This is a genomic window from Huijunlia imazamoxiresistens, from assembly GCF_037132455.1.
Taxonomy (GTDB): domain Bacteria; phylum Bacteroidota; class Bacteroidia; order Chitinophagales; family Chitinophagaceae; genus Flavisolibacter; species Flavisolibacter imazamoxiresistens.
The window spans coordinates 35522-62097 of the sequence record NZ_JBBBEI010000003.1; the positions used below are offsets into that span (position 1 = coordinate 35522).

The 26576-nt window shown below is 59.2% G+C and carries 20 protein-coding genes; 11 read left to right on the forward strand and 9 right to left on the reverse strand.

What is annotated here, in order from left to right:
* Positions 1-137: 137 nt before the first annotated feature.
* Complete coding sequence (locus tag V9K67_RS04065; RefSeq protein ID WP_336720281.1) at positions 138-674, reverse strand: CdiA C-terminal domain-containing protein; 537 nt, start codon at positions 672-674, stop codon at positions 138-140.
* A 130-nt stretch (positions 675-804) separates the two neighbouring features.
* On the opposite strand from V9K67_RS04065, the gene V9K67_RS04070 reads away from it, so the two are divergent.
* From V9K67_RS04070 to V9K67_RS04085, 4 genes are all read left to right on the forward strand, one after another.
* Positions 805-1038: a DUF3820 family protein gene (locus V9K67_RS04070; RefSeq protein ID WP_336720282.1), complete on the forward strand. Its 234-nt coding sequence runs from the start codon at positions 805-807 to the stop codon at positions 1036-1038.
* A gap of 67 nt (positions 1039-1105) precedes the next feature.
* Complete coding sequence (locus V9K67_RS04075; protein ID WP_336720283.1) at positions 1106-1597, forward strand: Xre family toxin-antitoxin system antitoxin; 492 nt, start codon at positions 1106-1108, stop codon at positions 1595-1597.
* A gap of 2 nt (positions 1598-1599) precedes the next feature.
* Entirely contained in the window at positions 1600-2067 is a 468-nt protein-coding gene (locus V9K67_RS04080; RefSeq protein ID WP_336720285.1) for an RES family NAD+ phosphorylase, read from the forward strand.
* A gap of 172 nt (positions 2068-2239) precedes the next feature.
* Positions 2240-3694, forward strand: a complete 1455-nt coding sequence (locus tag V9K67_RS04085) for an SBBP repeat-containing protein (protein WP_336720287.1) — start codon at positions 2240-2242, stop codon at positions 3692-3694.
* Positions 3695-3737: 43 nt separating this feature from the next.
* Here the strand turns inward: V9K67_RS04085 and V9K67_RS04090 are convergent, their stop codons facing one another.
* Positions 3738-4601, reverse strand: coding sequence for an MBL fold metallo-hydrolase (locus V9K67_RS04090; protein ID WP_336720289.1), 864 nt, complete (start codon positions 4599-4601; stop codon positions 3738-3740).
* A 244-nt stretch (positions 4602-4845) separates the two neighbouring features.
* On the opposite strand from V9K67_RS04090, the gene V9K67_RS04095 reads away from it, so the two are divergent.
* The 5 genes from V9K67_RS04095 (at position 4846) to V9K67_RS04115 (ending at position 16435) form a co-directional block, all read left to right on the forward strand.
* Positions 4846-7824: a SusC/RagA family TonB-linked outer membrane protein gene (locus tag V9K67_RS04095; RefSeq protein WP_336720290.1), complete on the forward strand. Its 2979-nt coding sequence runs from the start codon at positions 4846-4848 to the stop codon at positions 7822-7824.
* 32 nt (positions 7825-7856) lie between these two features.
* Positions 7857-9377, forward strand: coding sequence for a RagB/SusD family nutrient uptake outer membrane protein (locus V9K67_RS04100; RefSeq protein WP_336720291.1), 1521 nt, complete (start codon positions 7857-7859; stop codon positions 9375-9377).
* A gap of 78 nt (positions 9378-9455) precedes the next feature.
* Positions 9456-11090, forward strand: a complete 1635-nt coding sequence (locus tag V9K67_RS04105) for a pectate lyase (RefSeq protein ID WP_336720292.1) — start codon at positions 9456-9458, stop codon at positions 11088-11090.
* A gap of 163 nt (positions 11091-11253) precedes the next feature.
* Positions 11254-12633 carry a DUF4861 family protein gene (locus tag V9K67_RS04110; RefSeq protein ID WP_336720294.1) on the forward strand — a complete coding sequence of 460 codons (1380 nt, stop codon included), beginning with the start codon at positions 11254-11256 and terminating at the stop codon, positions 12631-12633.
* A gap of 67 nt (positions 12634-12700) precedes the next feature.
* Entirely contained in the window at positions 12701-16435 is a 3735-nt protein-coding gene (locus tag V9K67_RS04115; RefSeq protein ID WP_336720295.1) for a LamG-like jellyroll fold domain-containing protein, read from the forward strand.
* A gap of 250 nt (positions 16436-16685) precedes the next feature.
* On the opposite strand, the gene V9K67_RS04120 is transcribed toward V9K67_RS04115, so the two are convergent.
* From V9K67_RS04120 to V9K67_RS04135, 4 genes are all read right to left on the reverse strand, one after another.
* Positions 16686-17489, reverse strand: coding sequence for a serine O-acetyltransferase (locus V9K67_RS04120; RefSeq protein WP_336720296.1), 804 nt, complete (start codon positions 17487-17489; stop codon positions 16686-16688).
* A 36-nt stretch (positions 17490-17525) separates the two neighbouring features.
* Positions 17526-19364, reverse strand: coding sequence for a family 2A encapsulin nanocompartment cargo protein cysteine desulfurase (locus tag V9K67_RS04125; protein ID WP_336720297.1), 1839 nt, complete (start codon positions 19362-19364; stop codon positions 17526-17528).
* Positions 19348-20262, reverse strand: a complete 915-nt coding sequence (locus tag V9K67_RS04130) for a family 2A encapsulin nanocompartment shell protein (RefSeq protein WP_336720298.1) — start codon at positions 20260-20262, stop codon at positions 19348-19350. The genes V9K67_RS04125 and V9K67_RS04130 overlap by 17 nt, the downstream gene beginning before the upstream one ends.
* A 260-nt stretch (positions 20263-20522) precedes the next feature.
* Positions 20523-21815: a TSUP family transporter gene (locus tag V9K67_RS04135; RefSeq protein ID WP_336720299.1), complete on the reverse strand. Its 1293-nt coding sequence runs from the start codon at positions 21813-21815 to the stop codon at positions 20523-20525.
* Between the two features lie 134 nt (positions 21816-21949).
* Here V9K67_RS04135 and V9K67_RS04140 point away from each other — a divergent pair, with 134 nt between their 5' ends.
* Together V9K67_RS04140 and V9K67_RS04145 are read left to right on the forward strand one after the other, a co-directional pair.
* Entirely contained in the window at positions 21950-22348 is a 399-nt protein-coding gene (locus tag V9K67_RS04140) for a hypothetical protein (protein ID WP_336720301.1), read from the forward strand.
* Positions 22349-22825: 477 nt separating this feature from the next.
* On the forward strand, positions 22826-23284 hold the full coding sequence (locus V9K67_RS04145; protein WP_336720302.1) for a hypothetical protein: 459 nt from the start codon (positions 22826-22828) through the stop codon (positions 23282-23284).
* Positions 23285-23609: 325 nt separating this feature from the next.
* Here V9K67_RS04145 and V9K67_RS04150 read toward each other — a convergent pair whose 3' ends face one another.
* From V9K67_RS04150 to V9K67_RS04160, 3 genes are all read right to left on the reverse strand, one after another.
* Complete coding sequence (locus V9K67_RS04150; RefSeq protein ID WP_336720303.1) at positions 23610-24290, reverse strand: LamG domain-containing protein; 681 nt, start codon at positions 24288-24290, stop codon at positions 23610-23612.
* A 105-nt stretch (positions 24291-24395) separates the two neighbouring features.
* A complete protein-coding gene (locus V9K67_RS04155) occupies positions 24396-24746 on the reverse strand; it encodes a cupin domain-containing protein (protein WP_336720304.1) in 351 nt (116 codons plus the stop codon).
* A gap of 163 nt (positions 24747-24909) precedes the next feature.
* Positions 24910-26448 (reverse strand): hypothetical protein, encoded by a 1539-nt coding sequence (locus V9K67_RS04160; protein ID WP_336720305.1) that lies wholly within the window; start codon positions 26446-26448, stop codon positions 24910-24912.
* Positions 26449-26576 lie beyond the last annotated feature (128 nt).

Sequence of the window (26576 nt, forward strand, 5' to 3'; positions counted from 1 at the left end):
TACAAGTGTAGTGTAGGACCGGGCAGCAAGCATCACTGTCCGGATGTGGTTGTAAGATTACGCTAAAACACGTACGCAACTGACCTGCCCCATCCTGCCTTTCAGCTTAGCCATCCTGGAATCCGGGGCCCTGTCCCTTACAACCGGTGGAGGGGTTCGTAGATGCGGTCGTCGAAGACCACGGGGCGGGGAACAATAAAGAGGTGGCGGCCGCGGGTGATGACCCATACCTGCTGGATGCAGCGGTTGCGGCAGGGCTGCAGGGCGCCGACGATGCCTTTGCGCACGTCCTGCACGGTGTACAGGCGGTCAAAAAGGTTGAGGATCACCACGGCCACCCCCTGGCGGGCGGCGCTGTAGATCTCGCGGTTGAGGACGCATTGGCGCACGGCCCGCTCCCCTGCCGGGGTTTTGATGTCGCCGATCAGGCTGCCGTTGATGCGCACGTCGGGGTTTTTGTTGCCGCAAACATCCGGCAGCAGGGCTTCGCGCAGCGCCACCTCGGCCGGGGCAATGGTCGGCAGCAGCTGGATGCGGCAGCCCTCGTCGGCCAGAATGCGGGCGGCTTCGAGGTTGCCCCGCAGCTCCCCTGCCCCATGCAGGGGGTGGAGCAGCACCCATCCCCCGTTCTGAGATTCGTACACCGTTATATAATTATTGGCCCCGGCAGCCATGAACCATGATTAAGGGAACAAGGTACGAAAGGATAACGGGTCAGGGGACAATGGGCAATAGTCAATGGTCATTGGACATTTTCCGTGAAATCCCCGTAAACTTGCACCCATTCAAACGCTTATTCCTCCCATGACCCAAGACCCTTTTCTTCCCAACGGCGAAATCCTGCTGGAACTGGTAAAAACCAAAATGCCTTTTGGCAAATACAAGGACAAACTGCTCTGCGACCTGCCGGATTCCTACCTCGACTGGTTTGCCCGCCAGGGCTTTCCCAAAGGCAAGCTGGGCATGCAGCTGCAAACCGTGCACGAGATCAAGATCAACGGCCTGTCGGACCTGCTGGAGCCCCTGAAAAAAATGTAATTTTTATTACCGGCCCAGTTGGTATAATTTTATACTACAAAGAGTATAAAAACACAATCATTCCCTCATGGCGATTCCAAAGAAAAAAGCCTCCCCGAAAACAAAGCCCCTGGCAGCGGTCCGGGGCAACAGTTTGTTTGTAGCGATCGGTGCGCCTGCTAGCGGATCGCTGCGGCCGGTCCACGCCCTGACCGGCATGGAAAAGATCCAAAAGGTGCGGGAAGGCATTTCCAAAAACGACCTGGAGGTTCTTAAGGAAAAGACCGGCCTGGATTACGACAGCCTTGCCCGGATCTTTTCGGTCGCCAAGGCCACCCTCTTCAATAAAAAAGGGGAGGAAAAATTCAACCCCTCGCTCAGCGAAAAGATCTTTGCCCTGGCCCACCTTTACTCCTACGGTTACGAGGTGTTCGGCGCGCCCGACCTCTTCAACAAATGGATGGAGCAGTCCAATAAAGCCCTGGGCGGCCAGGCCCCGATGGACCTGCTGGACACGATTTTCGGGATCGAGGAAATTTATCATTTAGCCGGCAGGGTTGCCTACGGCGTATTTTCCTGAAAATGAAAGTCTACCGGCTCGCCAACCGCAAATATGCACGGGATACTACGGGTGAAGGCGCCCGGCTCCACGGGGGCCGCTGGAACCATATCGGCACGCCCTGCCTGTACACGGCGGAAAGCCGGTCGCTGGCCATCCTGGAGTACTCGGTCAACGTAGAACTCTTCAGCATCCCCCGCACCCTCTGCATCGTTACCCTTCGCCTGCCCGACGTCCCTATGCTGGAGTGCCCCCTCTCCTCGCTTCCCGGCAACTGGGCCGCGGCGCCCGCCCCGGCCGAAACAAAGGATTTCGGCACTAAACTTTTAAAGGCGGCACAATATCCCGTTCTGAAAATCCCCTCCGCCGTCGTGCCGCAGGAATTCAATTACCTGGTCAATCCCCTGCACCCGGATATTGCAAAGCTGGAAGTAGTGGAAGTGGTGGATTTTATCTATGACATCCGGATAAAAGACAGCGGTTCCTCTTAACGCAATAGCCGCTGCAGGGTGGTTTCGCCACTTTGGCCTACCTTTACTACCGGCTTCCATCAAGGTGCTGCCCGGCGCCTCCCCCGTTTCCCCGATCCGCCTTCCCGCGAATAACGTTTTCTCCACCTATGACGTTGGTTTTCTCTTATTTCCAAACGTAAATTTTTTGGTCATGAAAACACCTTTATGCGCTGGCCGCTTCTTTCTATTTTCCCTGCTGTTGCTGTGGCCCGCCCTCTCCCCCGCACAGCTAAGCGAAAAATGGCTCAACCAATTCAGCAGTACTGCATCCCTCTCCTCCGACAAAGCCGAAGCACTGGCCCTGGACGGTTCGGGTAATGCCTATATTACCGGGGAAAGCAATGGCGACTTCCTCACCCTGAAATACAACCCGGACGGCAGCCGCAAATGGGCCGTCACCTACAACGGCACCGGCAGTTCCGCCGATGGCGCCACTGCCATAGGCGTTGACGGTTCCGGTAACGTGTATGTCACGGGCTGGAGCACCGGCAGCGGCTCCGGCACCGATATTGTCACCATCAAGTACGGAACGGACGGCAGCACCAAATGGGTCGCCCGGCATAACGGCCCCCTGGGTGGAGAGGACCGCCCCTATGCACTGGGGGTGGACGGTTCCGGCAACGTGGTGGTAACGGGAAAAGTAGCCTTCGCACCGGACAACGACAACTTTATCACCATCAAATACAACAAGGACGGGGTCCGGCTGTGGTACGCCCTTTACAACAGCCTGGGGAAGGAAACCAGCCGGAAAACGGCCAAGGCCCTGGCCCTGGATGCTTCCGGCAACATCTATATCACCGGGTCCGGCTTCAACAGCAGCGGCCAGGAAACGTATACCACCATCAAGTACAATGCGAACGGCCTGCAGCAATGGGTGGCCACCGGCCCGGCGCACAGCGCGGCCAACGACCTGGCGGTGGACGGCTCCGGCAACGTGTATGTAACCGGGGGGATCTACGATGGGGTCGCCGACTTTTACACGGTCAAATACAGCCCGGCCGGCGCCCCCATCTGGAGCAAAGCCTTCAACAGCGGCTTTGTGGACGGCCGCAACAACATTGACCAGGCCTATGCCCTGGCCCTCGATGGCTCGGGCAACGTGATCGTGGCCGGGGGCAGCGAATATGACGGCGACCAGAAGGACTACGCCACCGTAAAATATTCGCCTGCCGGTGTCCAGCTCTGGTCCGCCAAATACGACGGGCCCGGCGGCGGCAACGATTACCCTTTTGACCTCGCAACGGACGGTTCGGGAAATATCTACGTGACGGGCCAAAGCGACGGAGGGGACACCGGCCTCGACTTCGCCACCCTGAAGTACGACAAGAACGGCGTGCAGAAATGGCTGAGAAGGTTTAACGGCACCGGCAACGGCTTCGACGGCGCACGTGCCCTGAAGCTGGACAAATCGGGCAACCTCTATGTTGCCGGCAGAAGCGTGGGAGCGGGAACCTCCGACGACTATTTGCTGCTGAAATACGGCACGGACGGCAGCACCAAATGGACCAAAAGGTATGCCCCCTCTTCGGCAAAAATGGCCGAAGGGCCCATCACCCGCACCACAAATAAGAAATTCACGGTTCCCACCCGTAAGCTAAATTACTGATGTGGGCACCCCGCTCCACAGGGAGCGGGGCCGGGGGTGAGGCCTAGAACAGCGACAACTGCACCGTGTTGTCCGGGGCGGGCGCCGCCTTGCTGCGGCTGCCGGGCCGGACCACCGGGCGGCGAAGCGGTGCCGCCGTGCCGGCAGTAACCCTAAACAGCGGCGTTTCCTCGAAACGGGAAGCGACCACCACTTTGGTTGTTCCCGCATGGGGCGTAAACAGCTGTTCCACCAGCTCGGGCCGGTTATTCTCCTTGGAGAGGTGCGCTAAAATGAGGTGGCTGAGATCCGGGGACCGCTGCTGCAGGAAAAATTGCAGGGCCTGGCGGTTGCTCAGGTGGCCGTGGCCACCGCGGATGCGGTTTTTCAGGTGGTAGGGATAATGCCCCTTGTCGAGCATTTCCTCGTCGTAATTGGACTCCAGGAAAACAGCCTGGCACTGGGAAAAATGCGCCTCCAGGTGTTCGCAGGGAGCGCCGATATCGGTAAACACCCCCACGGTTACCCCGTTGCCGGAAACCACGAAGCTGTGCGGTTCGGCGGCATCGTGCCGCTTGGGAAAACCCGTCACCGACAGCCCGCCGATCGCCACCGGCTCATAACCGGTAAACGGTCGCACCTCCAGCTCGGGCATAAAAATGCGGCAGTGCCGCCAGGTGGCCGGCGTGGCATAGATGGGCAGTCGGTACTTCTGCGCCAGCGTGGGAATGCCCCGGATGTGGTCGGAATGCTCGTGCGATACGAAGATGGCCTTCACCGCATCCATCGACAGCCCCAGGCGCTGCAGGCGCCGGACCGTCTCGCGGCACGAAATGCCCGCATCCACCAGCACCGCCTCCTGGCCGTTGCCTACATAATAACAGTTGCCGTTGCTTCCCGAATTCAGGGAGGTAATGAAGAGAGACATGAACAGTTTACGCGTTTACAAGTTTACAAGGTTACGGGTTGTAGGTGGGGCCCTGGGGAGCTCCAACGCTCCAAAGTTCCAGAGTTCCAAAGTTAGGTGGCCTGCGGCAAGCTTTTTTAACATTTTCTGCGACCGGGTTCCGTACCTTGCCCCCGTGATCAATCGACCGTTTTCCCCTGGACAACACTACGTCCGCCCCTGGATACTGCATTTCTTTCCTGCTACCGTAACGAAAAATCGCCATATGAACAGAACGCTTTTGCCCAAATGCCTGTGCGCACTTTTGCTGCTGGCGCTTCTCTGCGGGCCCGCTGCTGCCCAACCCCGGGTAGTCAGTGGCACGGTCACCGACCCTACCGGGTCCCCGCTTTCTGGGGCCACCGTTAACATCCGGGGGCAAAAGGTGGCAACCACCACCGATTCCCTGGGCCGGTTCTCCCTTTCCCTTCCCGCCGGCAGCCACCAGCTGACCGTCAGCTTCGTGGGCATGGAAACCCAGGACCTGGACGTGGCCGGTAAAACGGAAATAGCCGTGCAACTGCCCTTCGGCAGCGCCCACCTGAACACTGTGGTGGTGGTGGGCTATGGTACCCAGAAACAGAAAGACGTGACCGGTTCGGTAGCCACGCTCAGCGCCAAAGAATTCAACCAGGGAGCGCAGCTCAGCCCGCAGCAGCTGATCCAGGGCAAGATGGCCGGGGTGAACGTGGCCCAGAACAGCGGCAAGCCCGGCGGCTCGAACACCGTGCGCATCCGCGGCGGTACCTCCATCACCGCCTCCAACGAACCGCTCTACGTGATCGACGGCGTGGCCATCGCCACCACCTCCTCCGGCCGCCAGGTGAACCTGAACACCGCCGACATCCAGATGTTCGACCAGGAACCCGTCAACCCGCTGAACAGCCTTAACCCCGCCGACATCGAAAACATCACTGTGCTGAAGGACGCCTCCGCCGCCGCCATCTACGGGGCCCGGGGCGCCAACGGGGTCATCCTCATTACCACCCGCAGCGGCGCCGCCGGGGCCGTGCGCACCACGTATACCAACCGCTTCGGCCTCTCGGCCGTCACCCGCCAGCTCCGCATGCTCAACGCCCAGGAATATAAAAAGGCCGTGACGGACCGTAACCTGACCCTGGTGGATTCCGGGGCGGCCACCAACTGGCAGGACGAGATCTTTCAAAAAGCTTTTTCGCACGACCACAACCTTTCGCTCAGCGGCGGCAGCACGGCCACCCAGTACCGGGCCTCGCTGGGCTACAACAACCTGCAAGGCGTGGTGCTCGGCTCCAAACAATCCATTGCCACCGCCCGCATCAACATCCGCCACAAGGCGCTGGACAATAAGCTGGACCTCGACTTCCGTATCACCGGCGCCCAGATAGCCGCCCGCAACGCCCCCATCTCCAATACCGTTTCGAACGAAAGCGGCACCAACATGCTCTATGACGCCTATGTGTTCAACCCCACCTTCCCGGTATACAAGCCCAACGGCGACTTCCAGCAGTACAGCCAGTTTACCGTCAACCCCGTTTCCTACGCCAAACAAATCGAGGACGAATCCACCACGCGGCGGTTTTTGGGCAGCTTGTCCACCACCTACCGCCTGACCGATGCGCTGCGCCTGAACCTCAACCTGGGCTATACCTGGCAGAACATCGTGCGCCATTCCTACATCCGCAAGGCCAGCCCGCTGGGCAATGCCTGGGGCGGCCTGGCCAACGCGCAAAACAATGAGGACTGGAGCCAACTGCTGGAAATTACCCCCCAATACCAGCGCCAGTGGGGCGACCACCGCCTGCAGGCCGTGGCGGGCTATTCCATCCAGTACTTCGTGGAGGAAGGCGGGCGGGCCCAGGCCTCGGACTTTATTTCCGACGACTTCAAGTGGAACAGCCTGCAGGCGGCCCGCTCCATCCGGGCCCTGTCGTCGTATAAAAGCAGCAACGCCCTGCTTTCCTGGTTCGGGCGGGTGAACTATAGCTTATCCGACCGCTACCTGCTGACCGCCACCCTGCGCCGCGACGGCTCCAGCCGCTTCGGCTCCGGCAACAAATGGGGCACCTTCCCTTCGGGTTCCATCGCCTGGCGGATTTCCAGGGAAGCCTTTTTTCCCGCCTCCTTTGTTACCGACCTGAAGCTGCGCACCTCCTACGGCCTTACCGGCAACCAGGAGATCGGCAACCTCAACGCCGTCTCCACCCTGGGTGCCCGCACCACCGGCTATATCATCGGGGGTGTGCGCCAAACCGTGGTGCTGCCGCAGCAGTACGCCAACCCCGACCTTAGATGGGAACAGACCGCCCAGCTGGATGCGGGCCTGGACTTCGAGCTCTGGAACGGCCGCCTGTCGGGCACGCTGGACTTTTACAACAAGATCACCTCCGACCTGCTGCTGCGCGTCAACCTGCCCTCCCCCACCGTGGTGGCCGACCAGCTGGCCAACGTGGGCAAGGTGCGCAACCGGGGCGTGGAGCTGACCCTGGACGCCCGCCTGTTGCAAACGGCCGACTTCTCGTGGCGGGTCAATGGCAACCTCAGCGTCAACCGCAACCAGGTCCTCAGCCTGTCGAATGCCGCCTTCAGCACCGACAAGATCGAATTCGCACCCGTGCAGGGCTCAGGCCTCAACGGGGTGACGGCCCAGCTGATCACCCCCGGCCAGCCGCTGGGTACCTTTTACGGCCTGGTATACCTGGGCACCAAGGACGGCGCCGAGCAGTTTGCCCCCCAAAAGGCCCTTATCGGCAATGCCCAGCCGAACTTCCTGTACGGCCTGGGGGCTACCTTTACCTGGAAACAATTCGACGGGCAGCTGGCCTTCCGGGGTTCGCAGGGCAATGACCTCCTCAACCTTACCCGCCTGAACCTCTCCTACCAGAGCAACCTCCCGGGCAAGAACGTGCTGCAGAGCGCCCTGGAAACCGGCCTGGACCGACAGGCGCCCAAGCGCTACTCCTCGCGCTGGATCGAGGACGGCTCGTACCTGCGCCTCGACAACCTGACCCTGGGCTACACCTTTACCCTGCCGGCACTGCAACCGTCGAACAACCTCCGGGTATACGTCAGCGGCCAGAACCTGTTGCTGCTGACGGGCTACTCCGGCCAGGACCCCGAGGTAAACTCCAACGTCAACGGCAGCGGCACCGTACCCCTGGGCATCGATTACCTCAGCTACCCCCGCTCCCGCACCTTTTCCATCGGCGGCAGCTTTACTTTTTGAAAATGCCCTTTGGGCAACCAAAAATTTGATTCATGACCCCTGCATATAAAACCCTGAACCTGCTCCTGGCCCTCCTGCTGGCGCTTTCTTCCTGCACCAAAAAGCTCAACGAAGAATATTTCGGCGTGCTGGTGCCCGAGCATTACTACCGCACCGAGGAGGAGGCCCTGTCGTCGGTGGCCGGCGTGTACCAGCGCATGGCCGCCGTAGTGAACTATGAAGCCGCCTGGCGGGCCTCGGAGCTGGGCACCGACGAATACATCATCGCCGCCCGCACCAACGGCGGCTGGTACGACGGGGGCATTTACCTCGAGTACCTCCGCCACCAGGTAAGTTCCGACAACAGCATGAACAACGACGCCTGGAACACCGTCTTCGGCGTCATCGGCGCCGCCAATGCCGTGCTGCACCACCTGGAAGCCTCCCCCCGCCGCGACGCCTTCACCCCCTTCTTTGCCGAACTCAAAGCCCTGAGGGCCTGGGCTTATTTTTACGCCCTCGACTACTGGGGCAACGTGCCCCTGGTGACGGCCGCCCGGGTGAACGCGGCGCAGCCACCCAAAAATGCCACCCGGGCGGAGGTGTTCCGCTTCGTGGAAACGGAAATGCTGGCGGCGGCCGCCGCCCTGCCTTCGGTAACCACCGTCAACCGCACCGCTTATTATCCCCGCCTTACCCGGGAAGCCCTCTACACGGCCCTGGCCACCCTGTACCTCAACGGCCAGGTGTATACCGGCACCGCGTACTGGACCAATGCCCTGGAGATGGCCAACAAGGTGATCGACTCCAAAGCCTATATACTCGAGCCCAACTTCAGTGCCTCCTTTACCGGCGACAACCACCTGTCCAAAGAACTGATCGCCTCCTTTTCCATCGACCCGGCGCAGAATGCCGGCGCCAACAACTATGTTCGGGGCGCCCTCCATCCCCTGCACGTGGCCTCCTTTACGCCCAAGCTGCCCTTTGTGCCGGCCAATGGCTACAACACCTACGAGGAAGCCCTGGCGAGGTACGAATCCCAGGACGTACGCCGCCAGTACATTTGGTGGGGTCCCCAGTACGACGCGGCCGGGGCGCCCCTGCGCTACGCCAACGGGCAGCAGCTGGTGCTGGTACCCATCAAAGACCCCACGAAGGCCGAGGACAACGAAGGCTACCGGGTAGTGAAATACCTGCCCGACGGCAAATGGACCGGAAGGGATGCCAATAACGACATCGTGCTGGTGCGCTATGCCGACGTGCTGCTGGTCAAGGCCGAAGCCCTGTTGCGGGCCGGCAAGCCCACCGAAGCGCTGGCCCCGCTGAACGAGGTGCGCCGCCGCAGCAACGCCAGCGCCTTGGGGGCTTTGACTTTGCAAACGATTGAAGACGAGCGGGGCCGCGAACTGCTCTGGGAGGGCCACCGCCGCCGCGACATGATCCGCTTCGGCGATTATTTCACCGGCACCTGGAAGTTCCATACCTCCCCCACCCCCGCCTTCCGGGGCCTGTACCCCATCCCCTCCCAGCAGCTCATCGCCAACCGCAACCTGCGCCAAAACGAGGGCTATTGAGATTTCGGATGTCGTCCTGCCTGGGGCGAGATGACATCCGAAATTTTCCTATCTTTTGGAAAATTTCGCTAACGATCTATGCCCCTCAAAAACGTATTGCGCTGCCTGCCCCTGGCCGCCCTGCTCGCTACCGTGCCCGCAGGCGCCCAGAATCCCCAATTGATTAAAGAAGCCGAAGCCGCCATGCTCCGCTCCACCCGGTACATGGTGGAAGAAGTGAGCACCCAGGGTGGCTATGTCTGGTACTACCTGCCCGACCTGTCGCGCCGCTGGGGCGAAATGGAAGCCTACAAAACCATGGTGTGGACCCAGGACGGGGGCACCGTGGGCATGGGCCACCTGTTCCTCGACGCCTACCGCGCCACGAAAAACGAATACTACTATACCGCCGCCGAAAAAGCGGCCGCCGCCCTCATCTGGGGCCAGAGCGCCGCCGGGGGCTGGAACTACATGATCGACTTCGCCGGCGACCGCTCGCTGAAAAAATGGTACGCCACCATCGGCCGCAACGGCTGGCGCCTGGAAGAATTCCAGCACTACTACGGCAACGACACCTACGACGACGACGTGACCTCGGACGCCGCCCGCTTCCTGCTGCGCCTGTACCTGGAAAAGCTGGATCCAAAGTACAAACCGGCCCTGGACAAGGCCATCGGCTTTGTGCTGAAAAGCCAGTACCCCTCCGGCGGCTGGCCCCAGCGCTACCCCCTCAAATTCGACTTCAACAAGAACGGCCATCCCGACTACACCTCCTTCAACACCTTCAACGACGACGTGATCTGGGAAAACGTGAATTTCCTGATCCAGTGCTACCTGACGCTGGGGGAGGAACGCTTTTTGGAACCCATCCACCGGGGCATGAACTTTTACGTGCTCTCCCAGACCGGCAGCGGCGGCTGGGCGCAGCAGTACGACGGGCAGCTGAAACCGGCCGGCGCCCGCACCTACGAACCCGCGGCCCTGCTGCCCCGCACCACCTTCGGCAACGCCCTGCTGCTGTTGCGCTTTTACCAGTACACCGGCGACCGCAAGTTCCTGGCCCGCGTGCCCGACGCCATCGCCTGGCTCGAAAAGACCCGCCTGCCGCAGCACCTGTCCGATGGCGGCCGCTACACCCACCCCACCTTCATCGACGTCGACACCGGCAAGCCCCTGTTCGTGCACCGCAAGGGCTCCAATGCGGCCTTTGGCTTTTACTACGTGGACACCAACGACCAGAAGCTGCTGGCGCACTACGGCGGCAAAACGGCTATCCCGGTGGAGCGGCTGAAGGAGGAATACCGGCGCATCAGCGCCCTGCCGGTGGAGGAGGCCACAAAAGCTTCGCCCCTGCGGCCGCAACCCTTCGACGGGCAGGGACTTCCGCAGGGTGCCTACCCCCTGAACCGCGCCGCCGGCAGCCAACCGGAGGCCGTAACCGACAGCCGGGTGCGGGAGGTCCTTGGCGCGCTGGACAGCCGAAACCGCTGGCTGGTGAAGCACGCCATGATCAGCAACCCCTACACCGGCGACGGACAGCAACAGGCGCCCACCGAGGAATACGCCACCTCCCATGCCGGCGACAAAACCGACACCTCGCCTTACCGCGACCCATCGGACCAGCTGTACATTTCCACGGCGGCGTATATCCGAAATATGACCCTGCTGATGGACTATATCAAAGCGGCAAAACCCGCCCCTTCCGGGAACAACAAGGCAGCGGCGGCAAAATAGATGTACGCATGCAGCAGATGCTGAAAAGGGAAACGGACCATCCGGTTCCCTTTTTTTATTGGAGGTGGCTTTTTTGTTACCTTGTAGCATTAAAAGTAACCGGCATATGGAAACAACTTTCTCGAAAAAGGAATGATTCGCGCAACCAACAAACCATATGATGATGAAAAAAACAGCCCTTCTGCTTGCCTGCATCCTGGCGCTGGTTTCCGGCAGGACGCAAACCAACAACTGGTACACGCAAGGCGACTTCACCCCTGCCCAACGGATCCAATACACCCTGATCAACGACCTCGACATGGAACGGACCCATTGCCCGGTGGTGATCCCCCGGAAAGGATTTCCCCTCCCCGACATCCACGAAATGTGGATCACCGTAGTGGACCCCCAGCTTCCCCCCGCAGGCAAACCCGGCGACAGCCTGCTGAAACTGCAGGGCGGTCACCAGCTCCGCGAGGAAACCAACGGCCATGCCCTCTTTCACCAGCTGGACGACCTGGACAAGGATGGCATCTGGGATGAGCTGTACTTCATTACGGACCTGAAACCCAAAGAGAAAAAAACCATTTACCTCTACTTCGGCGAAAACATCCGGGGATGGAACCGCCATTTCACCCATGCCAATATCGGCAGCTATGTACGGCACCAGATGCCGTTCTGGGAGTCGGAAGAAGTGGGCTGGAAGATCTGGTTCGCCAACTCGGTGGATGTGTTTGCCAAAAGAAAACCGGTGCTGATCGCCCACCGCCTGTATATGGAAAACATCGACGGCTACGGCATCGGCCAGCTGAACGAGGATTACGGTTCGGATATCCAGTCGGTGGCCGGCTCCTTCGGCGGGGGCGCTATCTGTTTGTTCGAGCACCCCGCCCTGCCCGATTCGATTTCGCGGCCCCGGTTTACGCCCGCCCATGCCCGCCTGGCGCCCAAAAGCTTCTGGAATGCCGGCCAGATCAGCGATACCCGCTACGCCTACGAAGTGGTGGTGAACGGCCCGCTGCGGTCCATCATCAAGATCAAAACCATGAACTGGAAGAGCGGCAGCGGCACCTACGAGCTGGAACAATACTATACGGCCTATGCGCACCAGAGCTATACCACCTGCCAGGTAAAATACACCCGGTTCGCCCCGGCCGGCAAAGGCGTGCTGATGGGGGCCGGCATCCGCAAAAAACCGGGAGCGGAAGACCTATTTCAGCAGGGAGGGATCGTGATCTCTTCGGGCCCGGAAGGCATCAAAGACCCCGAGCACATCGACGACCGCATGAGCCTGATCGTTCCTTTTATCGGCAAGGCTATCGTCATAAAGGATCAATACAAACCGCGGTATCAATATGTGCCTTCCTTCGAAGGAAACCATGCCCTGAAGGTGACGGCAGCGCCGGGTAACGCCTATGAATACATGCTGTTTGCCGCCTGGAGCGAAGGCCCGGTGCTGAATACCGCGGAAAAGTTCAAAGCATACGTCCTCAAAACGGCAAAGGAATACAACGCGCCGGTACGCCATGATGCCGGAAGGATAGAAGACAGGAAGGAACGCTAAAGGCGCCTTCCCTAGTTGGGTCAACATTCGTCCGTCCCGCCAGGGATTTCTTCAAAAAATTGCACATATGAGGAACTTACGATCGTCCCCCCTGAGGATCATCAGGCCAATCGTGTTGCTGATTACCCTAATCGCCCTCACCCACCGCAAAGCCTCCGCCCAGCAGGGTGCCGAACCGCCCGAAGGCCTTTTGGCCGGCCAGGCATCGGCGCCCGCCCGCTCTCCCGAACCGGGACTGCTGTTCTACCTTTCCGGCGAAGGGGGGCCTACGGCCGACTTCGCCGCCGGCGGCCAGCGCGCGCCCAACTTTTTGAAAGAGGTCGTCTCCATACCGGACGGGGCGTTTGGAAAAGGCATCCAGGCGGGCGACGAGCAGCTGCTGGCCTACTGGGCGCCGGGCAACATCTACGCCCAAAGGGGCACGCTCTCCTTCTTCTGGCGGTCGCGCTACCCGCTGAGCCCCCAGCCCTTCCCCCTCTTCCGCGTGGCCTTTGCCGACCATTCGAGCTGGGACATGGTGTGGCTCCGCATCGACTACAACGGGGCGGGCTTCGACGCCTTCGTCACCGACATCGGCCTGTCGCGCACCCGCGTATCGCACTTTGTGGATACCCTGCCGGGACCGAAGACCTGGACCCATATCGCCCTGTCGTGGGACGAGACCGAGGGCATCCGCCTGTATATCAACGGCCGGCTGGCGCAAAAGCAGGGCGTGTCCGGCAGCCTCTGGGATACGGGCCTCGACCAGTTCGGCGCCCACTCCCGCGTCATCAGTCCCTACCAGGTGCAGAGCGACTTCAACTTCGTGCGCGGCGGCGACCTCGACGAGCTGCGCATCTACGACCGCCCGCTGACCGACGACAACATCGCCTCCCTGGCCCGCGGCAAGGCCCCGGCAAAGATTCCCCCACTGGCGCGCAACCTGGCCGAGCGGCGCTGGCGCGACGAATGGTGGACCCGCAATGGCTGGAACCGGCCGCAACCCGCCCCGCCCCTACTGCCCTCCGCGCATACGGCTGTCCGTAAGGTGGAGGTGCACAACGCCTGGGATATCAAGCGCTGGTACTGGAAGGGCACTGACGGCATCCGCGAAACCACCTGGCCCGGCGTGTACAACATGTCGCGCCTGCCGGGCCGCTACGACTATTTCGTTTTACCCGACTGGGACACCTACTCCCGATCGGGCCAGACCGTCCGCTTCCAACTGCCCGACGAACCCTGGAACCAGGTGGAGATCTGGGGCACCGCCTGGGGACAGCTGACCTACGAAAAGGAAAAAGGCTACGACCACACCTTTGCCGTGCGCAAAAAGGGCCAGGAAAAAACCGTCCACCGCTACGAAGCACCGGTAAAGGGCGGCACCCTGCGGTTCGACAACGCCCTGATCGAAGAGCCCATCGGCGAGCTGGGTGTTTATAACGTACAGGAAGGGCGGGCGCCCCGCGGCAGCCGTACCGAAACCTTTGCCCTCTTCCCCGCGCCCGCCGAAATGGCCCACCCGGGCATCGCCGCCCTGGCCGCCTTCGTCAATGGCCGCTACCCCGCCGACGAACAAACGAAACTGGTGGGCGTGGCCGCCGGCGACAGTGCGCCCGGTCCCGCCGCCCCCGCAGCGGAAAAGCCGCTGCCCTTTTTCCATATCCTGCTGCCCTACGAGTCGCACCCCGAAGGCCTCGACGGCGTGGAGATCGAGCTGCCCGCCCTGCCGGTCAAACCCACCCACGGCGACGTTTATCCCCTAAACGTCCGGGTCAAAGACCCCCTCTGGCCGCTGCGCGACCTGGCGGATTTCTCCTGCTCCCTGCGGCCGAACCAGCCCTACACCCTCTGGATCGACACCCGCGACCGGCTGCTGCCCGGGGGCCGGGCCCTCTACCTGACGCTTGCCGGTGCCGGCGGCGACCTCACCCCCGCCCTGCTCAAAGGCGCCCGCGTACGGCTGGTGTACAAGGCAAGGGACCAGGCCCTGGCCGAGCACGTGGCCGACCGCTTTACGCAGGTACGCGACCTTTTTGCCTTTATCGTGGAGGAACGAACCTATACGCCCCGCCTGAACCTGTACAACCGCCTGATGGCCGACCTGACGGACCTGCAGCAGGCAGCGCCGGACCACTGGCTGGCCAAAGCCTACCGCTACGTCATCACCGGCAAGGACGGACCGGATTACGTTATTCCCGCCGCCCCGGCGGGCGTGCCGCAATGGGCGTTTTTGCAGACCGAGTACCTCCGCCACCTGGCCAACATCGTCAACTACTACATCGACCGGCGCCAGATCGCCAACGGCGAATTTGGCGGCGGCCTGTCGGACGACGACGATTTTACCAATATGCTGCCGGGCACCGCCCTGATGGGCATCGAGCCCGAAAAAACCCTGCGCTCCCTGCGCCTGCTGATGGAAGGCTATTACGACCAGGAACGCGATCCCTACGACGCCCCTTTGCGGCAGCCCAGCCTGCCCCTGTTCACCAACGGCCTGGCCACCATCAATACCGATATGCTGCATGCCTACGAGGACGGCATCGAAGCCGTGGGCCAGCTGCAGCTGCTCGATTACGCCAACCCGCTGCACTTCAACCACGGCATGGAGATCGCCAAGCGGGTGCTGGAGGACGTGACCCAGGTCAACAGCAAGGGCCACCGCCACGTGCGCTCGCGCAACTACAGCGGCACGGGCATGGCCACCGTGGACCCCTGGCAGTGGTCCACCTACCACTCCTACCACATGCTGCATACCGCCTATAACATCGCCCGCTACAACGGCAATCCCCTTTGCCGAAAGCTGATCACCGAAATGGCCGACGGCCTGCTGGCGCACCGCGATGAAAAGGGACGGGCGTATACCGACTTTCATTTCAGCAGCGACGAGCGGCGGGGTAACCCGGGTACCCTGGCCACCTGGCCGATCCTCATGGCGGCCTACGACCTTACCGGCGACGACAAATACCTCCAGCCTATTCCCGGCAAAAACCAGGACACGCGGCCTTTTCAAAAAGACAGCCTCGTAGCCCGCTACACCGGCCGCGTGCAGGACCTGGCGGTGCGCGAATACATCAATACCGAGGGCAGCCAGTGGATCGACCGGATCATCGCGCCGCAGGGCGACCTCCAGACCGACCGCCTGGGCGGGGTGGCGCTCTGGCGCATCACCAATTTGTACCAGCAAAATTTCCTGAGCTGGAAGATCGACCGGCCCGCCACCTACCGGAGCCTGGCGGTCTATGTGTCCAAAGCCAATCCCACCACCATCGAGCTGATGGCCTACAACCTTGACCCGGCGCCGGTGAGTGCCGCCATGAGCGTCTGGAATATAAAGCCGGGCCGCTGGCGGCTGCGCCAGGGCCTGGATGAAAACGAGGATGGAACCATGGACGGCAAGCCGGCCGAGCGCATCGTGGAGCTGCAGCAAAGCGAGGCGCTGCAACTGCAGTTTCCCCCGCGGAAAACCACCCTTATAAAACTGGAGCTGTTGGAGCGGGCCCCTACCGATTACCACGAGCGGCCCGACCTGGGCATCGGCCCCAGGGAGGTAAAGGTCACCGATTCCCTGGTAACGGTAAAAGTATACAGCATGGGCGCGGTGAACGCCCCCGCTTCCGCGGTGGTATTAAAGGATGCTACCGGAAAGGTTATTGCTTCCGCCACCGTGCCGCCCCTGCGCGCCCCGGTCAACCTGCTGCCCGAATGGGCGGAAGTAAAGCTGCCCATACCAGCCGGCACCGTGTTAACGGGCGGTAGCGTACAAATCGATCCCGATAAAAAAATAGTGCAGATAACCAGGGCAAATGATGAAGTGAAGTGGTGATCGGCGAAGATATATTTCAGCAACAATTATTATACGGATGGCAACCTGTAGAGCTGTCATGCCGAACGCAGTGAGGCATCCCGTCGATACCCGAAAAGTATGGTTCAGGAAGAGGAAACCACTTCTTCAAGAAGAGTCAGCTTTCCTGTCCCGACGGGATGCCTCACTGCGTTCGGCATGACAGCTCTACAGGTTAACACCCGATTTATGATGTGGCCAGGTGACCATAATTCAGAATAAAATCCCGATTTCATTTCCGCTGCGTTTTCCGCAGCTGGTGGGTGTTGAAGACGGCGGAATCCGGCTCCACGCTCTGGGTTAAAAAGACGCTGCCCCCGATGATGCTGTTTTTGCCGATCACCGTATTGCCGCCTAATATGGTGGAGCGGGCATAAATGATGACGTTGTCTTCCACCGTGGGGTGCCGTTTTACTTCGGCCTGCGCCTTGGCTACCTGCAAAGCCCCCAGAGTAACGCCCTGGTAAATGGATACATTATCGCCGATAACCGCCGTGCCGCCGATAACGATGCCGGTACTGTGGTCGATCATGAACGGCACGCCGATAACGGCGCCGGGATGGATATCGGTGCCGGTATTGCGGTGGGCAAAAGCACTCAATATGCGCGGCAGCACCGGCACATTCAGTTTTACCAGTTCATGGGCAATGCGGTAGACCGTAATGGCATAAAAGCCCGGATAACAGGTGATGACCTCGTTGACGCTGGAGGCCGCCGGGTCAAACTCGTAAATTTTCGAGGCGTCGAGGCGCAGCTTTTTATAGATCGTTTCAATCTCGCTGTAAAACGCGCTTACGGTGCCTTCCACGTTCAGGGGCTGTTTATCCAGGTAGCTGAATAAAATATTTTCCAGGTCCACCTGGCTTTTTTTCAAAACGCTTTTATAGGATTTCTGGTTGGGCAGGTGGTTGCCGCCCGGGAACATGAACTGCACCAGGTCGTTCAGCCAGGAAATAGCCTCCTGGGCGGAAGGGGTGGCCTCCCATTCGGCTTTGTGCGTGTGGTATAAAAGGTCAATAAAATGTTGATGGTTCAAAGCAAGTAGGATTTCTCTTTCCACGAAAATTGCAGGTTACCGGTCCGCCAGGCGGTGCAGCACCGATACCAGCACATCCACATCCGCAGGGGTGTTGTAAAATGCCAGCGAAGGCCGCACCGTATTTTCCAGGTGAAACCGCCGGAGGATCGGCTGGGCACAGTGGTGGCCGGTGCGCACGGCAATGCCTTCCTGATTCAGGACCCTGCCCACTTCCTCATTTTTATAACCCTGAAGGGTAAACGAAAGCACGCTGGCCTTATGCAGCGCGGTTCCCACGATGCGCAGGCCCGGCACTTCCCGCATCCGCGGGGTGGCATAATCCAGCAAAAAGCTTTCGTACCGGCAAATGTTGTCCATGCCGATTTTGGTGACATAGTCCAGGGCGGCGCCCAGCCCCACGGCATCGGCAATATTGCCGGTCCCCGCTTCAAAACGGGAAGGCGCATAATGAAACTCCGTGTGTTCAAAGGTCACGTCCTTGATCATGTTCCCCCCGCCCTGCCAGGGATGCATGGCGTTCAGCAGTTCTTCCTTGCCATAGAGCACCCCGATGCCCGTGGGACCGAAGATCTTGTGGCCGGAAAAAACAAAGAAGTCGGGATTCAGCTGCTGCAGGTCCACTTTCAAATGCGAAACGGACTGCGCCCCGTCCAGCAGCACCTTGGCGCCGGCGCTGTGGGCCAGGTCTATTATTTCCTTGGCCGGGGTAACGGTGCCCAGGGCGTTGGACACCTGGGTGAAGGCCACGATCTTGGTTTTGCTGGTCAGCAACTTTTTATATTCGCTCAAAATGATCTGCCCGGTCTCATCCACGGGAATCACCTTCAATTTGAGACCTTTTTTCAGCGCCAGCTGCTGCCAGGGAACGATGTTGGCGTGGTGCTCCAGGTGCGAGATGATGATCTCGTGCCCGGGCTCCAGGAAGTGCTCGCCATAGGTTTTGGCCACCAGGTTGATGGCTTCGGTAGTGCCGCGGACAAAAACGATCTCGTTCACCGAGGCCGCATTCAAAAAGCTGCGCACCTTTTCGCGGGCTTTTTCGTAGGCCTCCGTGGCCCGTGCCGCCAGCTCGTGCGCCGCCCGGTGGATATTGGAGTTTTCGTGGGCATAAAAGTAGCTGAGGCGGTCGATCACCTGCTGCGGCTTCTGGGTGGTGGCGGCATTATCGAGCCAGATCAGCGGCCGGCCGTTCACCAGCTCCTGCAGTATGGGAAAATCCTTTTTGACGGCGGCGGCATCAAAGCCGGTAGAGACGTCCCTGAAGGGGGCGGCGTCGGGCTTTACGATGGGAGCCACTTGCTGCAAAAAGCCGGGACTGTTCTCCTTCAGGAAATAATAGGAAGGTTCCGGAAAGCCGGCGGGAAAGTGGGGCAACTGCCCATTTGCCGCCGGCTCCTGGCCGTTCAGGATCCGGGGGACGCCCCCGGTGTCCTTGAAATGCGGATCGGGAAAAGAGGTTTGCGGATTGCTCACATCCACTTCGTTGTACTGCTTTACCGCCGAAGGCGAGATGCCGCTGCCGGCGACGGAGGGCTGCTCCTGCAGCGAGTTGGTATAGTGGTGGTGGCCGTTGGGCGCCTCCGCCCCGCGCAGGTCGATGGCGGAAAGCTGCTGAAAGCCACCGGGGGAAATACCGGCGCCGGCAACGGAAGGCTTTTCCAGCGGCGGCGTAAAATGGGGCGACGCCTCCAGGGAAGGCTCCACCTTCACCTCCCTGTTCCCGGCCTGCAGCAGCGGGTCGTAGCGGGAAGGCGGAGCTTCCGCATCCTGTGGATGCGGAAGCTTTTCCGAAAAATCTTTGAAAAACCGGTTCGCCAGCTCCTCGATCCAGCCGGTTTCGGGGAAATGGGGAGGATTAATATTTGTACTCATGGTAGTTTCCGGTTTCAACGTTATCCAATACGGCGATGGCATCATCGACCAATACGGCGAGTGAGCAATACAGTGAGATCAGGTAAGAAGCGATTGCTTTGTCGTTGATGCCCATGAAGCGTACCGACAAGCCGGGACTTTGCTCACCCGGGAGGCCGGGCTGGAACAGGCCCACGACCCCCTGCCTGCTTTCGCCAGTGCGCAACAGGATGATTTTGGATTTGCCTTCCTCTACCGGCAGTTTGTTGGAGGGGATCAACGGGATGCCCCGCCAGGTAATGAACTGCGAGCCGAACAGGGAGATGGTGGGCGGCGGCACCCCTCTGCGGGTACACTCCCGTCCGAAGGCGGCGATGGCCAGGGGGTGGGCCAGGAAGAAGCCGGGTTCTTTCCACACCTTTACCAGCAGGTCGTCCAGGTCGTCGGGGGTGGGCGCGCCGGCGCGGGTGCTGATCACCTGGGAGGGCGCCACGCTGTTCAGCAGCCCGTATTCCCGGTTGTTGATCAATTCGCTTTCCTGCCGTTCCTTGATGGTTTCAATGGTCAGGCGCAGCTGTTCGCTGATCTGGTTATAGGGCCGGCTGTACAGGTCCGATACGCGGGTGTTGACCTCCACGATCGATTGCACGGTGGACAAGTTGTACTCCCGCGGGTTTTCCACGTAATCCACAAAAGTGGTCGGCAGCTCGTGCTCGCCGCGGTTGGTGCAATCCACTTCAATGGCCGAAGCGTCTTTTACCTTGTTCAACCGGTACACGCCCGATTCCACGGGCACCCAGTTTAATAATTTCGTCAGCCATCGGGGGGTGATGGTGACCATTTGCGGTACGGTGCGGGTGGCGATCGCTAGCTGCCGCGCCGCCACGTCGCCTAAGGCGGTTTGTTTATAATCTGCCATAATTCCTGGTGGATTTTTTAATTAGAAAAACTTGTATTTCGAATTCAGAGGTGAAGGATTGAGTATAATAATAGTAACTAATCTTTAAATTTCATAACCCCGCCCCGTAAAATCCACTTACTAATTAAATCAGCTACTATAAACAATTTATTATTAATAATTTTTATAAAAAATATATTGCCGGTTTTTCCGGACAGGGCAACGCCCGGCTATTCCTTTACGTCCTATGCCCCTCCCGGGCAGCTGCCCTGCCTGAAACTTTATAACAGGTTGACCAGGATGCGGATGCTCCAGAAGATGACCAGCACACCCAATAAGATCATGGAAGTTTTACGGGGCAACCGGCCGGCCAGCCGGGCGGCCAGGGGTGCCCCGATCAGCCCGCCGATCACCAGGGCCGCGATCACCTGCCAGTGGCTGACGCCCATGAACGTAAAAAAGGTAAAGGCGCTGGAAAGGGTGACAAAAAACTCGGTCAGGCTGACCGACCCGATCACGAACCGGGGACTCCGGCCCGTGGTGATCAGGGTGGTGGTCACAATCGGGCCCCATCCCCCACCCCCGAACGAATCCAAAAACCCGCCGAACCCCGCCAGCCACCCGAATTGTTTGAACTTCTTTTGCGGGGCTTCTTTGCGGTAAGCATTGTAGAGGATCCGCAAGCCCATCAGGAGCGTATAGGCCGCCAGCAGGGGCCGTACATAATCGGCCCGGGAACTGCCCAACCCGATCAGCAGCAGGGCGCCCAGGACGGCGCCGGCAATGCCGGGAATGAGCAGCAGCCGGAACAGCTTTTTATTGACGTTGCCGAATTTGTAATGGCTATAACCCGAAGCCCCGCTGGCAAACATTTCCGCCGCATGGATGCTGCCGCTGATGGCCGCGGGGTTGATGCCGGTGGAGAGCAGGATCGCCGAACTGGTGATGCCATAACCCATGCCCAGGGCGCCGTCCACCAACTGGGCCACCAAGCCCGCCAGCACCATCCAGTGAAAGTTGGCATCCAGGGTCTGGTAAAACTTAAGGGTGTAGTTGCTGATGGCCAGGATCGGCGGGGTGGAAAACAGGATATGGCCCAGCAGCATCAGGGCGAAAACGCTGATGGAATAAGTGGCCACCTTTTTCCAGCGGACCGAATTTTTCGCTTCTTCGGCTGCCCATGCCGGTAGCGCCGGTGCGCCGGCCAGATACACCAGTATGCCCTGCTCCGCGGCGGCCTTCCGGATCGCCTGCACGGCCCCCTCCTCCTCTTCCGCCACGATCACCAGGCTCACCTCCTGGAGGTCGCTGACCTGGAACGGCCGGTCGGCCACGTCCACGTGGGGGTAGGCCGCTGCCAGTTGCCGAAAGGCGTCGCCGGCGGGGAAGCCCACGATTTTTACATGGGCGGCCGGGGCGATGCGCAGCACCTCCCTCAACTTTTCCAGGGCGGCCGGCCCGCCGCCGGCGATCAGCAGCACCATCTTGCTGAGGTTGATAAACGCAGGAAATGAAGTGTTGCGGTCAGCCTTACCCGTTTCCAGGTCGTCTGCAAGAGCGAAGGGAGTCGTCATAATAAACAGTTTAGGAAAGGTCGGGCCTGCGGCGGGGCCATTAGTCTACTTATTCTGTAGACAAATATAGCATATTGAAACCAAAAAATGCAGGCATAATAGTTGATTCCCCTGGAGGGATAATGCAAAAAATTATGGAAAAAGTATCCATGCCGGGCGGCGACCGGGTACGGGAAACCACTCCCGACAGCTTCAATGCGCAGATCGACCAAAAAACAAGGGAAAATATCCGGCGCTATGCTTCCGCCAACCCCGAAGCGATCCGGCAACGGATCCACGAACTGGACAAGGAATGGGATATTGAGCGGGTGCTGGAATTAAATGCCTCCACTCTTGCGCTTACCGGGATAATATTAGGCGCCACCGTCCACAGAAAATGGCTGATCCTGCCCGCCGTGGTTACGGCCTTTTTAGTGCAGCATGCCCTCCAGGGCTGGTGCCCGCCCCTGCCCCTTTTCCGAAAATTGGGCGTGCGCACCCAAAAGGAAATTGAAACAGAACGGCACGCCCTGCTCGATGCCTTAAACGAATAAATTGCGGTTTGCATCCAACACCACGGCTTATTTTCGAATAAAGCCTGACCACGTACCCCGGAATTGAATTCTCCGGGTATGGACGGTTCAACCTATATGGTTCCTTAGGATGAAGTGTCCTTCCCCGGAATACAATTCCGGGGTACGTTATCCCTCCGTGTTTTGAAAAGCTCCTTTGGCCATCGAGAAAGGCTTTCTGCAACTACCCCAAAGGAAGGCAACAGAAATAATCGCAGGACAAAACCAAGGCGACCCACGTTCCCCGGAATTGCATTCCGGGGAAGTACACTTCATCCTAAAAAAATAATAGGTCGAAGCGTCCTCACCCGGAATACAATTCCGGGGTACGTGGTCAGGCTTTGATCAGAAAAGGTCCGGAACAATAGACCCATAAGGCGCATTTCATCCAAAATGAAAAAATCAACCGATATAAGAATTAAAAAAAACCTGGAGACCTGCATTTATAACCTAAACAGCATGTCGGTCAGGGACCTGCAGGAAGATTTGGATATCCGCCATCAGAAATGGGACTTTCTGTTCGATTTTATGACGAACAAAACAACGGACTATTATTTTCTGGGCCATCGCCTCAATTTTAAAGACAAGGACTTTGAAAGCACCATTGATTTCCTGACCGGAAAAGTATTAGATAACGCCAACTACCATGAAGTTCTTTTAAAGCTAAAACCAACAGCGTTTATGTTCAATCGCCGGTTGGTATCGGAGCTATGGTGGTACTATGAATACCCAGCTCTTATTTTCCTCACCAGTGATGAAAATGAAAACGAATTAACCAAATTGTACTACAGAAAAATAGAATTCGAAGAACTTGCCGTGACATTGGAGAACGCCTATATCATTCACCGAAGTTTTCAACCAGACGTACTCTGGATAAAACAGGCTTATGGCCTTCCACCGGTAGAAAATTTATTTTGACACGCTTCATCAGTACACTGTAATGAAAGTCATTTTATGGCGGTATCCCTGTTCTTGTTTCTGGTTTTAGGGCACCGTAGGTGCCTCCTGTTTATAGCAAATCAACAACCGGGGAACGTCGCTCCGTAGGAGCGCCCTGTGAAGCCCCGGGCATTTCCCTTCCTGTAATGGAGCCTTCCGTTCTGCACAGGTGGCTCCTACGGAGCCCGGGAATATCTCTAAGGTTGCTTCTATAAACAGGAGGCACCTACGGCGCCCTTTCCCGATGGATAATAATTTACTTTAATCACAGTGTCATCAGCCAATTCCACAATCACTAATCTGCCTAATTTCCAACTCTTTGCAGCCTTTTGCGCTTCAGCGCCTTCGGGTGAAAGCGGACTTCACCGATCTGCCCCTTGAACCAGTTGACCTTGTTGAGGCGGACGCCAATGGCGATATTGCCACTACCCATTACCGGTATATCCACCATGCCTTCCAATTCCTGCTTACCGTTGATGTAGCTGCGCATCGTTTTGCCGTCGTACACCATTGCGGCCCAGACCCACTGGTCGGTGGGGTGCAGTTTGGTGGAGTCGATGAGGGTAAGGCCTTTGTTTAATTTACCGTTCTTTAAAAAGGCATCGAGGTACCACTGGCGGTCCGGCGTGAGGCGCCCTTCGATGGTGCCGCGGTTGCCTTCCGCATCTTCCCAGTGCAGCATCCTCGGCGCCGTTGGACCATCGCCGTCGGGCCGGAACAGCACTTCCACGGTAAACGCCTTGCGGCCCGCAACCGGGTTCACGGGCACGACCAGGCCATCATCGACCCCGTCGAAAAAAAGCGACGTTGTGTTTTTCGCTCCCGCAACTATTTGGGGGCGGCCCAAAACGGTGGGCTGCTGCCCACCCACCAGGAGCGTATCGGTCAGTTTCCATATAGTTTGGGCCTGTGCGCCGGAAAAGAAAGGGAAAAGGAAAAGGACTACCGAAAAGTTTTTAAGCAATGCTCTTTTGAAAAAGGACATGTACCGGGGCTTTTTTAATAAAAAATAAAGTCCGGCAGTGCGAAAGAAGCGCTCCTTAACCAGGAAGGGTCTTCCGGACTTCCGGACTTTCCGACTTCCGGACGGTTACAAAAAATCCTGGCGGGCGGGAACGAAAATATCCACGAGGGCGCCTTCTTCGAGGGCTTCCACGCCATGGACCAGGTCGGGCGCCACAAAGAAGCAGTCGCCTTTTTCCAGGACTTTTTTATTACCGTCGATGGTCACTTCAAAGCTGCCGGATTCCACGTAGGAGATCTGGCGGTGCACATGGTGGTGCAGCGAGCCGATGGCGCCTTTTTCGAAGCGGACCACCACCATCATCACCTCGTCGTCGTAGCCGAGGATCTTGCGCTGCACGCCTTCGCCCACGGTTTGCCAGTCGATGGCGCCGGCGGGGATAAAGGCTTTTCCTTTCAGGGATTCCAGTACAGACATATTTTTTAATTTAAGGTTATTGGTTTGGGTTCGGGCAGGGGACAAATATACTCTTACCGGCCCAATGAAAGCCCTTCCATGAAGCAGAATCAGCAGGGCGAAAAAAATGGTCCCGGGGGCCGGAAAGGTCTTTTCCGCCCCGGGACCATCCCATAAAATTCGGTTAAGCCGGCACGCCATCGAGCTGTACGGCGCCGCAGAAGTGCACCTTCAGTCCCAGCTCGGCCAGGGCAGCCGCTTTGATGCGGCAGGCACGGTGGGCCTCGGCTTCACCGGTGGTGTACACCACGTGGATGTGGTTGGCCTTGTGGCGGGCCATCATCTGGTCGCGGCTGACGCCTTTGAGCACGGCATGCATGATGGGCCACTGGGGCGTGGTGCCCTGCCAGCGGCGGTCGGTCTCTTCCTGGGGAAGCTCCACCACCTCGCCGACACCCAGGTCGCAATGCAGCTCGTTGTCCATTACGTAGACGCGGCTCCAGACGATATTGCCGGGGCGGCTCACGCCCTTCAGGCTGCCGCCACCCAGGCGGAAGTACATGGCGGGCTGGCGTTCGCTGGAAGCGCCGGCATAACCGCCGGTGAAGTGGGCCGGCGGGGCGGCGCCGGAGATCAGGAACACCCACACGAAATCGTCGATGCCGTCGCCTTTGTAGTGCTGGCCCCAGCGCAGGTCGTGCAGGGTATTTTCGCCGGGCATGCCCAGCTGTTGCCACAGGTGGTAGGTTACCAGGGCGTCGATGCCGGCGCATTCGTCCACCTCGTTGAAGTGCGGCAGGGCGTGGTTGGCAAACAGCTCCCTTCCGTCTGCGGAATAGGCCGGCGGGCGCTGCTGGTTGTTGAGCAGGCCTTCCACCAGGTCGGAGGCCACCGTCAGGTCCTTCAGGCCCTGCTGGTACTGGATGCCGATGGTGTCGCAGCCGAATTCATCGGCAATGCGCAGGGAGGCGATATACATTTTGCACTGCTCCAGGGTTTGCGCTTCGGTCAGCTCGGTGGCGCCGTCGGTGCCCCAGGCGAAGGTCATGCCCTTTTCGAGCAGCCAGTCGAGCACCTTACGGGCCTCGGCCTCGGTCACCTCCTGCATGCGGGCGTAGAGGGTGGATTGGCTCAGGCGCTCTTTAAAAATGCCGGTGCGGTGCAGCAGGTCGTCGGGCACGATGGCGTTGAACATGCCCATGCAGCCCTCGTCGAAGATGCCCATGATGGCTTTGTTGTCGCGCAGCTGGCGGGCGAAGCCCCGGCCCTGCTGCTCTTCTTTCAGGGGCAGTTTGACCAGGTCGAAGCTTTTCACGTGGCGCTGGTCGTGGCGGATGGTGCCGGTGGTCAGCCATTCGTGCAGGCCGTCCACGAAGAAGGCATCGTCGAAGTTCTCGCTCCACAGGGTGCTGTAGCGGACGCCGGCCTTGGTGAGGGAGCCGTTGAGGTTGAGCATGCCCACCAGGCCCGGCCACTGGCCGCTCCAGTTGGCCACCGTCAGGATCGGCCCGCGGTGGGTGGTCAGGCCGGCCAGCACGTGGTGCGAGTACTGCCAAACACTTTCCGCCACGATCAGGGGCTGGTCGGGCGGCAGGTTGCGGAACACGTCCATGCCCATTTTCTGCGAATCGATGAAGCCGTGGCCTTTTTCGGCGTCGTAGGGGTGGGCCCGCTTTACGGTCCAGCCCTGCTTTTCCAAGGCCTGGGTCAATAATTTTTCCATTTCAGCCTGTGCAGCCCAGCAATTCTGGTTGGCAGAAAGCCGAAGGTCTCCACTGGCGACAAGCAAAACTTCGTTTTTGTTGAACATAGTAACCGTATCTGTTTTTTGAATGCTGAATAGATGGATCG

Bases quoted from the DNA above. Each gene is read 5' to 3' on its own strand.
- V9K67_RS04145 (WP_336720302.1), top strand. From the start codon at position 22,826: ATGTCGGTCAGGGACCTGCAGGAAGATTTGGATATCCGCCATCAGAAA.
- V9K67_RS04160 (WP_336720305.1), bottom strand. From the start codon at position 26,448: ATGGAAAAATTATTGACCCAGGCCTTGGAAAAGCAGGGCTGGACCGTA.
- V9K67_RS04090 (WP_336720289.1), bottom strand. From the start codon at position 4,601: ATGTCTCTCTTCATTACCTCCCTGAATTCGGGAAGCAACGGCAACTGT.
- V9K67_RS04150 (WP_336720303.1), bottom strand. From the start codon at position 24,290: ATGTCCTTTTTCAAAAGAGCATTGCTTAAAAACTTTTCGGTAGTCCTT.
- V9K67_RS04070 (WP_336720282.1), top strand. From the start codon at position 805: ATGACCCAAGACCCTTTTCTTCCCAACGGCGAAATCCTGCTGGAACTG.
- V9K67_RS04155 (WP_336720304.1), bottom strand. From the start codon at position 24,746: ATGTCTGTACTGGAATCCCTGAAAGGAAAAGCCTTTATCCCCGCCGGC.
- V9K67_RS04135 (WP_336720299.1), bottom strand. From the start codon at position 21,815: ATGACGACTCCCTTCGCTCTTGCAGACGACCTGGAAACGGGTAAGGCT.
- V9K67_RS04095 (WP_336720290.1), top strand. From the start codon at position 4,846: ATGAACAGAACGCTTTTGCCCAAATGCCTGTGCGCACTTTTGCTGCTG.
- V9K67_RS04115 (WP_336720295.1), top strand. From the start codon at position 12,701: ATGAGGAACTTACGATCGTCCCCCCTGAGGATCATCAGGCCAATCGTG.
- V9K67_RS04075 (WP_336720283.1), top strand. From the start codon at position 1,106: ATGGCGATTCCAAAGAAAAAAGCCTCCCCGAAAACAAAGCCCCTGGCA.
- V9K67_RS04130 (WP_336720298.1), bottom strand. From the start codon at position 20,262: ATGGCAGATTATAAACAAACCGCCTTAGGCGACGTGGCGGCGCGGCAG.
- V9K67_RS04140 (WP_336720301.1), top strand. From the start codon at position 21,950: ATGGAAAAAGTATCCATGCCGGGCGGCGACCGGGTACGGGAAACCACT.
- V9K67_RS04125 (WP_336720297.1), bottom strand. From the start codon at position 19,364: ATGAGTACAAATATTAATCCTCCCCATTTCCCCGAAACCGGCTGGATC.
- V9K67_RS04085 (WP_336720287.1), top strand. From the start codon at position 2,240: ATGAAAACACCTTTATGCGCTGGCCGCTTCTTTCTATTTTCCCTGCTG.
- V9K67_RS04100 (WP_336720291.1), top strand. From the start codon at position 7,857: ATGACCCCTGCATATAAAACCCTGAACCTGCTCCTGGCCCTCCTGCTG.
- V9K67_RS04065 (WP_336720281.1), bottom strand. From the start codon at position 674: ATGGCTGCCGGGGCCAATAATTATATAACGGTGTACGAATCTCAGAAC.
- V9K67_RS04110 (WP_336720294.1), top strand. From the start codon at position 11,254: ATGAAAAAAACAGCCCTTCTGCTTGCCTGCATCCTGGCGCTGGTTTCC.
- V9K67_RS04080 (WP_336720285.1), top strand. From the start codon at position 1,600: ATGAAAGTCTACCGGCTCGCCAACCGCAAATATGCACGGGATACTACG.
- V9K67_RS04105 (WP_336720292.1), top strand. From the start codon at position 9,456: ATGCCCCTCAAAAACGTATTGCGCTGCCTGCCCCTGGCCGCCCTGCTC.